The sequence below is a fragment of the Bacillus arachidis genome (genome assembly GCF_030285945.1).
GTDB lineage: Bacteria > Bacillota > Bacilli > Bacillales > Bacillaceae_G > Bacillus_A > Bacillus_A arachidis.
Genome location: NZ_CP127376.1, coordinates 3,766,798 through 3,780,888 on the forward strand (window position 1 = coordinate 3,766,798; position 14,091 = coordinate 3,780,888).

Consider the following 14,091-nt stretch of genomic DNA (forward strand, 5'->3'; position numbering starts at 1 on the left):
GCTCTTCCCCCTATAAAGTAATCCTTACTCGTTTTTAAATTATCGCAAAATGAATTACGTTCTTGTGAACAGTTTATCATTTTTTTCGTGGATCATCACTTTTCTATAAGAGCTGCAAAAAAAAAGAAACAGTAGGAAATATTCCTACTGCTTACTTTGTTTCACGGTGTAACGTAGACTTCTTGTCACGCTTGCAATACTTTTTAAGCTCAAGGCGCTCCGTGTTGTTACGTTTATTTTTCTTTGAGATATAGTTACGATCTCCGCATTCTGTACATGCTAGAGTAATATTCACACGCATTCTTATTTCCCTCCAGTCACTAATAACTTAAATCAGACTATACTATAATACCACTTTTAAAACAAAAATTCTACACCTTTTGATATTGTCTAATCTTTTCTATAAGAGTTTTCATATTTTCCTTTGCTATTACTGGATTTCTCGCATGTGAATATACAAGAAATTTGGGATGTTTTGCATCAGAAACAATATAAGACCACTCTTTTTCCGTATATTTAAATTGAATTCCCTCTAATACTTCGACCTCCCTTTTTTCCATATCTTGCAATAACATTCCCATTACTTTCCCTTTTTCTTTCCACGAACAAACAACTTCATCACATAATAAGTAAAGGGGTGGCGATTGCTCTAACATCGTCAACAATGTATTTCCTTGCCGAGCAATTAGTTCGAATAATTTTCCAATTCGATATAAACTATCTTGCTGCCATCTCATCTGAGATTCACTTTGTTCACCATACATATAAAAAAGAAGATAGCACTCTCCTAATTTTAATGATAATGGATAAACACTTTCTGTTGTCTCAAGTAATAAATCAGGGACGTCGATTTCTTCACAATTTACACTTTGGTAAATACTACCATAATTGTCGTATAATTCAAAATTATTCCCTTGTTCATAAAACATAAGAGCCATATGAGCCCTACTTGATTTCATTAACAATTTAACATGTTCTTTTTTTTCACTAGCATGAACCCATGTAATTGTGCAACCTAGCTTTTGCAAGAAGGATATAAGTAGGGACTGAAACATTTCATCTCTTTTATTAATAAGAAGGTGAAATGTTTGCTTCTGTATCGTTTCGATATCTAAAGACGCTAAAACAGATTCAACATATTTTTCTAAACAAATATGTACCGTTTCATTTCGTCCTATTTCTTTATCATACACGTAATGAAATGCTTCTGACGTATACGAGTGTTCCAATTTTTTTTGTTGTTTATACGATAGCCGTATACCTTCTTTACCATAGAGTTGAATGACAATTCCTTCTTCTTGTTCAAAGTGAATAAAAACGCCCCCGGTACACCCGAACTCATGAATTGCATATCGAAAAGCCGAATCGTTCATCTCTTGACATTCCATCGTATACAAGCCAACCCCATGAATTGCATGTAGAAATAACTTTTTAAACATATCAATTTCTACATCCCTATATCCTCCAACTAATATGCGCTCCCCTTTCGAAAAAAGAGAACCATATGCCATTGCTACTTTTACAACAAATTGAGGTGTCATTTCTATATTCCCTCTGCCGACCACCCTACTTTTTTGTAACCAACCTGATGTTTTTTCATTTTCAGTGATTCCTGACGAAGCAATAATCGAGTGACTATCAATAACTTTACCCGGCCATAGTTTTCCATTTTGTTGTATCACTGTATTTTTTCCAATTTGACAATGATCTGCTACCACACTTTTCTCAAATAAAGTAACATCATCTTTGATCATTGTGTTTTCTCCAACGGTAGCCTCTAATAGCTCACAACGTTTTCCTACATGCGTATGAGCAAGAATAATACTTTTTTGAAGATTCGCGCGGTCCGATATAGTGCATTGCTTACCGATAATTGAATAAGGATCAATGATCACCCCTGCCCCAATAGTTGCCCCTTCTCCGATAAAAGACGGTCCTTGTATTTTTGTTCCCTTTTCAATCGTTACTCCTTCTCCCATCCAAACCATTGGTAGTACTTCCGTATAAGAAATCGGTACCCGTACTTTCTTTGTAAGTAAGTCAAACTGAGCCTGCCGATATTGATCTAACGTACCAATATCTAACCAATAACCTTCCGCTTCATATCCAAAAAGCACTTTTTTATTTTCTAACTGTGGAAATACATGCTGACTAAAGTCAAAAAATTGTGCTGATGAAATATAAGAAAAAATTCCGGGGTCCATAATATAAATTCCTGTATTTACAATATTGGAAATAACTTCATTCCAACTTGGCTTTTCCATGTAACGCATAATTTCATGCTCTCTATTCATAACAACTGAACCAAATGACAGTGGGTTTTCCACTTCCTTCACGAACATCGTAACTAGTCTACCCCTACACTTATGAAATTCAATTCCTTTCGACAAGTTAAAATCTGTCAATGCATCTCCACTAATTACAACAAATGGCTCATCTAAAAACGATTCTGCTTGCTTAATACTCCCTGCTGTACCAAGTGGTGGTGAATCTTCGAAGTAGTGTAACTTTACTCCCCATTTACTCCCATCACCAAAATATCTCTTAATAGCCGCACCCATATATTGAACTGTAATTGCAATCTCATGAATACCATGCCGCCTTAGTAACTCAATATTATATTCCATAACTGGTTTTTCAAGTAATGGTAACATCGGCTTTGGAAGATTGCATGTTAACGGTCTAAGACGCTTTCCTTTCCCTCCAGCTAAAATAACCCCCTTCATATACATTCATCCTCCACTTTTATAATGTTGAACGATCTTGTATACCATATGTATGTCACTTATGTAGAAATTAACCTTTTCACTTCATTATAATTAATAGTAAGCGCTTACTTATTAATTTAATAAGAGAAAATCATAAAGCGAAACTTCAATCAATTCTCCTCCTTCACTAATTATTCATCTTCACAAATCGGGCTTTACTAAGTAGTAAGAATTTTACTCTCCTATAACAGCCAAATAAACAAATACCACCTATATTGTTTCATTTTTCCATATCGCATTATGATACATCTTATCATCATAAATAAAACAAGACAACGAGCCTTTTTTGTCATGTTTTGACTAAAAAAGCAAGCGATATCTCATCACTTGCTGATATTTTCTTCCTATTCATTTAACAAATAATGTTTCCCTTTCACCAAATAAAAAACATTCTCGGCAATATTTGTAATGTGATCTGCTACACGCTCAATGTAACGTGCAATAAAAGATAATTGTGTAATTTGCGTAATCGCCTCAGGATGTTCAGGGATAGAGGAAATAAATTCTCGAATCGCTCTCCCATATATTTCATCAACAGAATCGTCCAATTCCGCAATTTGTTTTGCAAAGGTTAAATTTTCTTCTTGATATGCTTCTAACGATAAATTTAACATATCCGTAGCAATCGTAAACATCTCTCCTAGATTGTGCAAACTGACAGATACATCTTTTTCTCCGAGCCGAATTGTTGATTTAGCAATATTTACGGCATGATCTGCAATACGCTCTAAATCAGTCGCTGTTTTAATCGAAACAAAAATTCTTCGCAAATCGCTTGCAACAGGTTGCTGCTTTGTAATTAACATAAGTGCTAGGTCATTAATTTCTTCTTCTAAATTATCCATGCGATAATCACCATCAATGACTTCCAACGCCGTTTCTACATCTCTCTTCTGAAGCCCTTCCATAGAACGAGAAAGAGCTTCTCCTGCCAATTCTCCAAGTTCAATTACCTTTTGCTGCAATGTTTGTAGATCATAATGAAATTGCTCCCTTACCATGTTTCTTCCCCCTTTATTTATTACATACATAAAAAATGATAAATGCCCCTTTTAAGAGGGACATTTACTCTTATATAAGCTGCTCTGATCATATTAACCAAATCGTCCTGTAATATAATCTTCTGTTCGTTTATCTGTAGGTGTCGTAAATAATTTGTTTGTATCTGTATATTCAACAACCTCACCACTTAAGAAGAAAGCTGTCTTATCAGAGATACGTGCTGCTTGTTGCATATTATGCGTTACAATGACAATACTAAAATCTTTCTTTAACTCTTGAATTAATTCTTCAACTTTTAGTGTAGAAATCGGATCCAATGCTGATGTCGGTTCATCCATTAAAATTACATCCGGTTCAATTGCTAAACAACGTGCGATACATAAACGCTGTTGTTGTCCACCAGATAAACCATATGCGTTATCATGTAATCGATCTTTTAATTCATCCCAAATCGCTGCACCACGTAAACTTTTTTCAACAATTTCATCAAGTGTTTTCTTATCACGAATACCATGAATCTTTGGACCATAAGCAATATTTTCATAGATAGATTTCGGAAATGGGTTCGGCTTTTGGAATACCATTCCAACATGCGTACGTAGTTCTTCAACGGGATATGACTTATCAAAAATATTTCGATCTCGATATTCAATGACTCCCGTCGTGCGAACGATAGGTACGAGTTCTACCATGCGATTTAATGTTTTTAAATATGTTGATTTTCCACAACCACTCGGCCCAATAATTGCCGTTACTTCATTCTCATGAATACTTAAATTAACATCTTTTAACGCATGATCTTCTCCATACCATAAGTTTAAGTTTTTTGTATCGAATACAATCTTCTTCGTCGCTGATTCAACTTTCGTTTCATTTTTCACCTGTACGTTTACTACTGTTGCTACCATTTTGAATTCCCCTTTCATCCACTACTTACGATTTCGTAACCATAAGACAACCGCATTCATAATAAGCAACAATCCTAATAAAACAATCATACCGGCTGCTGCTACATGCTGAAATTCCTCTTGCGGTCTACTCATCCAATTAAAAATTTGAATCGGTAAAACTGTAAATCTATCAAACATGTTAAGTGGGATATAATTAGCGAAAGCAAGCGCTCCAATGACTAATAGTGGTGCTGCTTCTCCAATTGCCCTCGATAAGGCCAAAACACATCCCGTTAAAATTCCTGGCAAGGCAGTTGGCAATACAATCTTATACATTGTTTGCCATTTTGTAGCACCAATGCCATACGAAGCTTCTAACAGAGAACGCGGCACCATACGAATCGCTTCTTGACTCGATACAACGACAGTTGGTAATACAAGAAGACTCATCGTAAACGCTGCGGTTATTATACTCTCTCCTAACTGAAGACCGTATACAAAAATTGTTAAACCAAGCAATCCAAACACAACCGATGGCACACCTGCTAATGTTTGAATATTTAATTCTACAATTCTTGTGAATACAGATTGCCTTGCATAATGTTCTAAATAAAGAGCTGTACCTACTCCAAATACAAAGGAAACCGGCACTACTATACTCATAAATAAAATTGTTCCTGACAATGCAGCGGCAATACCAGCTTGCTTTGGATTACGTGAAGCAAAGTTCATAAAAAAATCTACCGAAAGGTAACTTACACCTTTTTCAAAGATTTGATACAGTAATAAAATTAGTATGCAAATAGAGAATAGCATTGTCATATAAGAAATTGACTTATATATTTGATCCTTCCAAAAACGTATTACCATATTTTCTTTTATTTTCTCATGATTCAGCATTCGCATCTTATATCGCCTTTCTAAAACGGCGCATAATCTGCTGCGAAATTATATTCATCATGAATGTAAACATGAGTAACGTCGCTCCTACAGCGTACATGCTGTAGTACGTGGTCGTTCCATGGGGAGCATCACCTAAGCTTACTTGCACAATATAAGCCGTTAACGTTTGAATCGAATGCGTCGGATCTATCGATACATTTGGAGTTGAACCTCCAGCAATGACAACAATCATCGTTTCACCAATCGCACGTGAAGCCGCTAATAGGATTGCAGCCATAATACCGGTAAACGCCGCTGGAAACACAACCTTTCGCACAGTTTCAAAACGCGTTGCCCCTAGCCCAAGCGAAGCCTCTTTTATTCCTTTAGATACAGCCCTCATCGCATCTTCAGAAAGCGAAGCGATTGTCGGGACCATCATAATCCCTATAACTATGCCTGGACTAATTGCATTAAAGAACTGTAAATCTGGAATGACACGCTGTAAGGCCGGTGTGACGATTGTTAAAGCAAAAAATCCATATACTATTGTAGGAACACCTGCTAATAGCTCTAAAATAGGCTTTAGTATTTTTCTAACAAAGGGTGAAGCATATTCATTTAAAAATACGGCACATCCTAATCCAATTGGAATAGCTACTATCATCGCAATTGTTGTTACAAGTACGGTCCCACATATAAGAGGAAGTATCCCAAACTTAGGTTCTTCAAAAAATGGTAACCATTCTTTTTCAGTGAAAAAAGAATACATTGGTATTTCACGAAAAAACATAATCGTTTCATTCGCTAGCGTAACGATAATGCCGATCGTTGTTATAATAGATACACTAGCAATTGCCTTTAATAGTAATGGAACTATTTGATTGATTCGCTGCGTTTTCTTTCTTTTGATTGTATTTCTTTCAATCAAATGTTGCACAGAAAATGTAATTTGACTTTTGTCATTTCGAGCCAAAGATGAAAACCCCTTTCCACCCTGACATTATCTTTTTATTTCTGTTAACATTCGCAGCTGTTCACTATATTTCTTTTGCGGTAACTTAACATATCCGACTTCTTCAGCAAGACTACCCGCATGTTGCATCATAAATGTCATATACTCTGCCACACTACTTTTATTTCGAATCGAAGCATGATTTACATAAGCAAACAGTGACCTAGACAATGGTTTATAAACACCAGATTGAATGGTTTCTTTCGTTGGTAGTACACCGTTTACCTTTATAGCTTTTACCTTATCTCGATTTGCCATATAATACGCGTATCCCACAAATGCAATTGCATTTTTATCATTCATTACCCCTTGCATAATGACTTGATCGTCTTCAGATAAAGAAGTTGTTTTTGCAAGGCGGTTGTCTTGCAGGACAACACTTTGAAAATAATCATAAGTACCCGAATCAACACCTGGTGCATAAAATTGTACCTCTTCATGCGGCCATTTCGGATGAATATGTGACCATCGTTTCGTTTTCCCATTTTCACTCCATAATAGACGTAATTCTTCTATTGTCATATTATCTACCCATGTATTTTGACGATTCACAATGATTGTGAGGCCATCATAAGCAATTTCAAATGGTGTAAACTGGATGGAGTTTTTTCTCATAAAATCTTCTTCTACTTGTTTCATCTTACGTGAAGCATTATTTATATCCACTTCACCTTTTCCAAAACGATGGAATCCTCCTCCTGTCCCAGATATACTAATAGAAATTTTTACACGTGGTTCTTTTTTTGTGTATTCTTCCGCTATCGCTTCCATAATAGGAAAGACGGTTGAGGATCCATCAACTCTCACTTCCCTCACATCATTAGCAGCGGATGAAGTAGACACATTATAAAACATAAAACATGTCGATATTGATAAAATCTTGATACATTTTCTTGTCCACTTCACGTGTAGTCCTCCTAGAAGTATCCCGAAGTAACAGGATTACAGATATAAGAATACTGCCTAACTATTAATTCGGTTTTAATAATTTGTAAAAGTTTTGTAAAGTTCAACTTAATGTGAAGGATACGATGCTCCTTTCTCTTATTTACTTCTTTTCTCAAAAGTAAATATATGACCGGCCATACTATGAGAAAGTTCATTTTTCAGCACCGAATTTTGTATATATGATATGCTCGTCCACAATTACTAAACTCTATGCATAAAATACAAAAAAAAGCACACTATCTTTTGAGATAGTGTGCCAAATTCACATATTTTTATTCTTCTTCTTTACTCTTCGGTGCTTCCCCTGTAACTTCTTGTTTTTTCAATTCAAAGTAAGCATCCATAATTTCACGACCAATGTATCCATTAATACCAGTTTTATCATCATGTACCCATGGAACAACAACGGAGAACGCCACTTCTGGATTATCCAGCGGTGCATAACCTACTAACGTTAAGTTATAAATGATTTTGCGCTGACCATTTGCATCTCTTCCTATTGCTTTATCACCGCCGTAAGGTATCTGAGCTGTTCCAGTTTTTCCAGCAGCTTTATATGGTGCACCAGTAAAGTATTTTGTCCCAGTGCCCCCCTGGTCATTGAACACTTGTCTAAATCCTTCTTGCACACGCTTAATTTGTTCTTCAGGCATATCAACACGATTTAATACTTTCGGTTCCATCGATTCAATTACTTTTCCAACTTCATCTGGTTTCGAGGTTGGTTGACGGATTTCTTTTACAACTTGTGGTTGCATACGATAACCACCGTTTGCAATTGTAGATACATATTGTGCAAGCTGAAGTGGTGTATAGTTATCATACTGTCCAATTGCTAAGTCTAATAAGAAACCAGGCGTATATTCTGGACCTTTAAGTCCTGCTGTTTCATTCGGCAAGTCAATACCTGTTTTCACTCCAAGACCAAACTGACTGAAATAATAACGCATATCCTCAAATGCTTTTTTCTTAATATCTAATGTACCACCTCTAACATATGGTACTCCAGCAATATTCATGGCTGTTTTAAACATGTATACGTTAGATGACATTTTCAAAGCGGTAAGGTCATCAATATAGCCCATCGTTTTCCAAGAAGATTTTATTGGTGTACCTTTTAATTTAATTGGTTCATCTAGTAATACTGTTCCAGGTTGAATTGCTCCTGTTTGATATCCAGTAAGCACTGTTGCACCTTTTACAGTTGAACCCATCGGATAGGAACTTGTCATTGTTCCTAATGCATAGTCTTTCACTTCTTTTTTTCCATCTTCTTCTACGAGCTGTTTTCCAGCCATAGATAACACTTCGCCATTTTTCGGGTTCATCATCACAACAAATGCACGATCTAAGAGAGGTTCTGCACCTTGATATTTCATTAAGTTCTCTTCAAGAATTTCTTCTACACGTTTTTGCAATTCCATATCAATTGTTAAATTTAGGTCATTTCCTCGTTGCCCCTTAGATACATTTATCGTTTCTAAAATATTTCCGTCTTTATCTGTAATATTTCGCACTTCTGCTTTTGTACCGTGAAGCGTATCCTCATATTGCTGTTCAATATAACTTTTACCGACGCGGTCATTACGGTTATAGTCCCTAACAAGGAAATAATCTAGTCTTTCCCTTGGCAATCCTTCATCTGAGCTTGTTACACCACCAAGTACACTGCGGAACATGTCATCATAAGTGTATTTACGGTCCCAATCAACTGTCGTATCTATACCTGGTAACAACGCTAAATTTTCACTGATAATTGCATATTCTTGTGGTGTTACATCTTTTTTTATAATTTGCGGCGTCATTGCATATCCGCCGTCCATTTTACTCTTAATCGCAAGTATTTCTAAATCTTCCGCTGTTAATTGATTTATTTCTTCCTCTGTCACGCGATTACGCTGACGCTCTGCCATTTCTTTATCATCAATTTTCTTTGCTTTAAATTCTGCTTGGTCTTTCTTTGTAATCTTTTCTTTTGCTTCTTTTTCATGTAAAGAAAGCCAATAATCTTTTTTATCACGTTCTGTTAGTTTATCCGGCGATACTTCTATTAGCTTAGCAAGTTTTTTCGCTGTCTCTAAACGTTCTTCCGAAGTGGATCCTTTCATTCTTGTAAACGTAATTGTACGAACTGGATTATTGTCCACAACCGGTCGACCATATCTGTCAAAGATTTTCCCGCGTGGAACCGGATTACTTACTGTTGAGTTCTCTTTTTTTTCAACCTCATTTTTATAATCTTCACCATGTACAATTTGTACCATTCCAAGCTTTACAATAATCGCTGAAAACATTAAAAACACACAAAAAAACAACACGTTAAGCCGGAACGGAACGTGGGTCTTCTTTTTTTTCTTCTTTTTACTCATACGAACCCCCTCTACCAACAGCTATGTAATAGGAAAGGGACACCTTGTTACAGGTGTCCTCACTGCTGTTTTACATGTCTTTTTATTCTAGCATAAAACTCGGAAGAAGTTAACCTTCTCGTTCAGTATGATTTTGTGTTGTTTCAGGTGCTGGAACCCTTGTCTTATTTAGATTTCCTTCCCCATATTTGACATTTTTAACAGCAAAATAAATAAGTAAATGTCCAGCGCCGAGAATACATAATAAAACAGGTAAGCTTTTTTCTGGCGCAAAAAATGATACTGCACATAAGAAGCTTAAAATGGAACATATTCTCCCGCCGTTCAGCCATAGTTCTCGTACAACAATATACTCAACACGCCACTCTCTCGCCTGCTTTGCTCTTCCAATTACATCATATGTCATAGAACCGTATGGAACGAGCAAAATTGGATACGCAATAGCGATACATGCTGCATAAATGAGTAATTTTACATATGTAACATGAAAAATAACCAAAAATACAACGGCATACAAAATAATTCCACCAAGTAAAATCGATTTTTTTCTCCATTCCTTTTTTAGCATACGTGCAACTAAGTAATAACATACAAATGAAACAGCGGAATTGACTAAACTATACTTCCCTAATGCAAATTCACTTCCTGATGCTAAATAGACATATACAGAAATAACAAAAACAAACGTTCCTTCCCTTAATCCTTGAAAGAAATGTGCGCGTGTAATCCTTCCCCAGTTTTTATCAATCTTCCGCTCTTTCAAAACTTGAACAATTTCATAACGCCCTTCGCATTCTCTTTTCGATAAAAAGAAGCTTATAACAACAGCAATCGCAAATAAAGTTAATGAAAGAAAAAAGATGACTGTATAGCCGCTCCACTTTTCCATACGTGAAATTGTATATCCTGCTGTTATTGGTCCAATCATTCCTGCGAAAGATGTTAGAAGACCAAGAAAACCGTTAAAAAAATCACGCGTTTCCGGTTCCGTAATCTCAAACGTCAACAAATTAAATGCAAGCCAATAAAAACCATATCCAATTCCAAGAAGACCACCAAGTAATAAAATGTAATGTGAGGCATGCGTTCCTGCAAGCAAAACAACAATAAAAAAAGTCGCTAATGTTCCAACTCCTACTCGCAGTAAAATAGCACGATCTATCCGCTTTGCCAATTTCCCTGCAAAAAGGAATGTTAATGGCTGCAAAACAACGCTTGCTAAATTATACAAACCAAGGTTCACATAGTTTTGTGTCTGCTTCCATAAATAAATGTTAACAAACGTGTTGGATAAAGATATCGCGAGCGTGTATAATCCCCCCATAACAAGTAACAATATTAAATCACGGTTCACCTCGACATCGCCAATTACATGTTTCCACTTCATATATAACTCTCCTTTACTTCATGTTCTAGTCTTCCAAAGACCGACGCAATTATGTAAAAGAAAGCATACAAAAAAGCTAGGAGAATATTCCCCTAGCTTCTTCAATATCGACTTATATGAAACGGAATACGCGATATTATTTAGCTTCTTGGTAACGTTTTTCAGCTGCGTTCCAGTCTACAACGTTCCAGAATGCACCGATGTAGTCAGGACGACGGTTTTGGTAATGTAAGTAATAAGCATGTTCCCAAACGTCTAAACCAATAACTGGAGTTTTACCTTCTGTTAAAGGAGAATCTTGGTTTGGAGTGCTTGTTACTTCTAGCTCACCATTATTTACTACTAACCAAGCCCAACCAGAACCAAAGCGAGTTGCACCAGCTTTTGCGAATTCTTCTTTGAATGCATCGAAGCTACCGAATTTCGCTTCAATTGCTGCTGCAAGTTCACCTACAGGCTGTCCACCACCGTTTGGAGATAGAATTGTCCAGAAGAAAGTGTGGTTCGCATGTCCGCCACCATTGTTACGTACTGCAGTACGAATTGCTTCTGGTACTTCGTTTAAGTTTGCAACTAATTCTTCAACACTTTTGTCAGCTAGTTCTGCATGACCCTCTAATGCAGCGTTTAAGTTTGTTACGTAAGTATTGTGATGTTTTGTATGATGGATGTTCATTGTTTCTTTATCAAAGTGAGGTTCTAAAGCATCATACGCATAAGGTAAATTTGGTAATTCATGTTTCGCCATTGTTACATTCCTCCCATTTTATGTATTGCCTAAAATCACTTGGCATACAACTTCATTTTACCCTATTTACAATAGGGTGAAAACAAATTAAATCACATTGTCTTGCTATCAATAACGTAGCAAAATTCCCATTTCTTTTCAAACAAAATGCTCATATATTTCGTCAAAAAAGCTTCCTTCTATTAAGGAAGCTTCTTGTCTACATGATAAACATATGAAATGGATATGGACCCTGTAGGACTCGAACCTACGACCGGACGGTTATGAGCCGTCTGCTCTAACCAGCTGAGCTAAGGGTCCAGAATTATGTATACAGCGGTGGCTAAATTTGAGATTGTACCACCAAATCTCCACTGAACATTCATAAAAGCTAAAAATCGTAAGATATATCGATTAAGAAATGTAAGATAAATTTACCATATAAAAAAGAAAAGTGTCAATTGTATTTTTACCTTTTCGAATCTTAAAGAGCTATCTTACTGCAAGCGAATAATTATATGAATCCATTTTGATTTTTCGACATCCCCCCTGCTACGAGAGACAAAAAGTAACCTACACTCGTTTTCTCCCTTCGTACAAGGCAAGAAAAGAATGTGATCGCCTCTATGCATAGCCGGATGATCTCTCCCATATAAAGAAAAATTTTATTAGTAGCAATTCCTCTCTATATAGCCAAATTACTGAAGTATTAACCTTATTTCGTGTGATATAGCTTGTGATTCTCCAGATTCGTACGTTACAATGATTTTATGCATCAATCTTTCATACATATAGCAAAGGAAGTGGATACATGTCCATATTTACGCAGCTAGTAAAAAGTTTATATTCGCCAAAAGACATGGCACTTTTTCGTTTTCAAAAAATCGGGAAAACAATTCTGTTTATCATGTTATTATGTTTAATTGCAACGATTCCAAAAACTTTTACATTTGGAAATTTCGTACAAGATGTCGTTTCTACTGTACACCAATCAATTGAAAAGGACCTTCCGAATTTTAAAATTGAAAACGGTGAACTTCATGCCGACATCAAAGAACCCATTATAAAAGAAGATGGGAATTTTGTTTTCGTATTTGACCCTAATGCGACAGATACAAATGCATATGCAAATAAACAAGGTGTATTCGTTTTAAAAGATAAAGTTGTATCTACTAATAACAACCAAACACAAATTCAGTCTTATAGCGATTTCGGTAATGGTACATTTGAGAAAAAAGATATACAGAATATTGTATCAGCCATTGATAATATTTATCCGTTTCTCATGTTCGGCGTTGGAATAGCCATTTACTTGATCCAATTATTTATTTCGTTCCTAGGCACAACAATTTTAGCCTTCATTGGTTCAGCCATGGTTGGTCAACGAAAATTATCTTACAAACAAGTTTGGACATTAACAGCTTACAGCTATACAATCCCGACAATTTTCTTTATGATTATGGATTTACTAAAGGTAAATGTACCATGGTCATTCCTTCTATACACTGCTATCATTTTAATTGTTCTGTACTTAACAATTAAAGAAATACCACAACCTAAAGAAAAACACGAACTATAAAAAAATGCCATTTTGGCATTTTTTTTTTGGACAAGCATATATTTCCTAACAAAGGAGTGAGGAATATGAAGAGACTTAGCGCACTCTTACTTGTGCTTGTTCTCGGTTACGTGTTTTATTATGATATAAAAATTGGTACTTTACCAATGTTAAGTTCATACAAAAAAACAACAGCTACTCAAACTGTAAAAAAAGAAAACGTAGATACAAAATCCAAAAAAGAAACAAATATACAATATAAAGCAATTGAAGTAAAAACAGGAGATACTGTTTTATCCATTACAGAAGCAATTAACAAGAAAAAGATTCCTTCTATTGAAAATGTAATCGATGATTTTAAACAATTAAATACAAATACATCTTCTACAAAAATTCAAATCGGGAAATCTTACAAATTCCCGTTATATCAGTGAATCATCACTTAATCCTTGTCAATTACATAAAGGCGCTGATACAATAGTAAAAGTGAAACCGAGCATATAGGTTTCTATCGTTCCATATCACATATACTATTTTTGATATGG

The 14,091-nt window shown here is 35.7% G+C and carries 12 protein-coding genes and 1 tRNA gene; 2 read left to right on the forward strand and 11 right to left on the reverse strand.

Translation table 11 applies throughout. The features are described from left to right. Nucleotides 1–151: 151 nt before the first annotated feature. From rpmG to QRY57_RS21120, 11 genes are all read right to left on the reverse strand, one after another. A complete protein-coding gene (gene rpmG / locus QRY57_RS21070) occupies nt 152–301 on the reverse strand; it encodes a 50S ribosomal protein L33 (RefSeq protein WP_001265618.1) in 150 nt (49 codons plus the stop codon). Nucleotides 302–371: 70 nt separating this feature from the next. Next, a complete protein-coding gene (locus tag QRY57_RS21075; protein WP_286016023.1) occupies nt 372–2,726 on the reverse strand; it encodes a sugar phosphate nucleotidyltransferase in 2,355 nt (784 codons plus the stop codon). A 386-nt stretch (nt 2,727–3,112) separates the two neighbouring features. After that, nucleotides 3,113–3,769, reverse strand: a complete 657-nt coding sequence (gene phoU / locus QRY57_RS21080) for a phosphate signaling complex protein PhoU (RefSeq protein ID WP_208018174.1) — start codon at nt 3,767–3,769, stop codon at nt 3,113–3,115. Nucleotides 3,770–3,862: 93 nt separating this feature from the next. Then, entirely contained in the window at nt 3,863–4,678 is an 816-nt protein-coding gene (pstB, locus tag QRY57_RS21085) for a phosphate ABC transporter ATP-binding protein (protein ID WP_286016024.1), read from the reverse strand. A 21-nt stretch (nt 4,679–4,699) separates the two neighbouring features. Beyond that, nucleotides 4,700–5,566: a phosphate ABC transporter permease PstA gene (gene pstA / locus QRY57_RS21090; protein WP_208018173.1), complete on the reverse strand. Its 867-nt coding sequence runs from the start codon at nt 5,564–5,566 to the stop codon at nt 4,700–4,702. A gap of 1 nt (nt 5,567) precedes the next feature. Next, nucleotides 5,568–6,518, reverse strand: coding sequence for a phosphate ABC transporter permease subunit PstC (gene pstC, locus QRY57_RS21095; RefSeq protein ID WP_286016025.1), 951 nt, complete (start codon nt 6,516–6,518; stop codon nt 5,568–5,570). A gap of 27 nt (nt 6,519–6,545) precedes the next feature. Beyond that, on the reverse strand, nt 6,546–7,463 hold the full coding sequence (locus QRY57_RS21100) for a PstS family phosphate ABC transporter substrate-binding protein (protein ID WP_286016026.1): 918 nt from the start codon (nt 7,461–7,463) through the stop codon (nt 6,546–6,548). A gap of 314 nt (nt 7,464–7,777) precedes the next feature. Continuing rightward, nucleotides 7,778–9,874: a peptidoglycan D,D-transpeptidase FtsI family protein gene (locus QRY57_RS21105; RefSeq protein ID WP_286016027.1), complete on the reverse strand. Its 2,097-nt coding sequence runs from the start codon at nt 9,872–9,874 to the stop codon at nt 7,778–7,780. A gap of 109 nt (nt 9,875–9,983) precedes the next feature. Beyond that, nucleotides 9,984–11,261 (reverse strand): MFS transporter, encoded by a 1,278-nt coding sequence (locus tag QRY57_RS21110; protein WP_286016028.1) that lies wholly within the window; start codon nt 11,259–11,261, stop codon nt 9,984–9,986. Nucleotides 11,262–11,397: 136 nt separating this feature from the next. Then, complete coding sequence (gene sodA / locus QRY57_RS21115) at nt 11,398–12,009, reverse strand: superoxide dismutase [Mn] (protein ID WP_026589915.1); 612 nt, start codon at nt 12,007–12,009, stop codon at nt 11,398–11,400. Between the two features lie 226 nt (nt 12,010–12,235). Continuing rightward, nucleotides 12,236–12,309, reverse strand: a tRNA-Ile gene (locus tag QRY57_RS21120). 490 nt (nt 12,310–12,799) lie between these two features. Here QRY57_RS21120 and QRY57_RS21125 point away from each other — a divergent pair. Both QRY57_RS21125 and QRY57_RS21130 read left to right on the forward strand, forming a co-directional pair. Next, nucleotides 12,800–13,567 (forward strand): DUF1189 domain-containing protein, encoded by a 768-nt coding sequence (locus QRY57_RS21125; protein ID WP_286016029.1) that lies wholly within the window; start codon nt 12,800–12,802, stop codon nt 13,565–13,567. 65 nt (nt 13,568–13,632) lie between these two features. Continuing rightward, nucleotides 13,633–13,980: a hypothetical protein gene (locus tag QRY57_RS21130; RefSeq protein WP_208018168.1), complete on the forward strand. Its 348-nt coding sequence runs from the start codon at nt 13,633–13,635 to the stop codon at nt 13,978–13,980. The last annotated feature ends 111 nt before the right edge of the window (nt 13,981–14,091 follow it).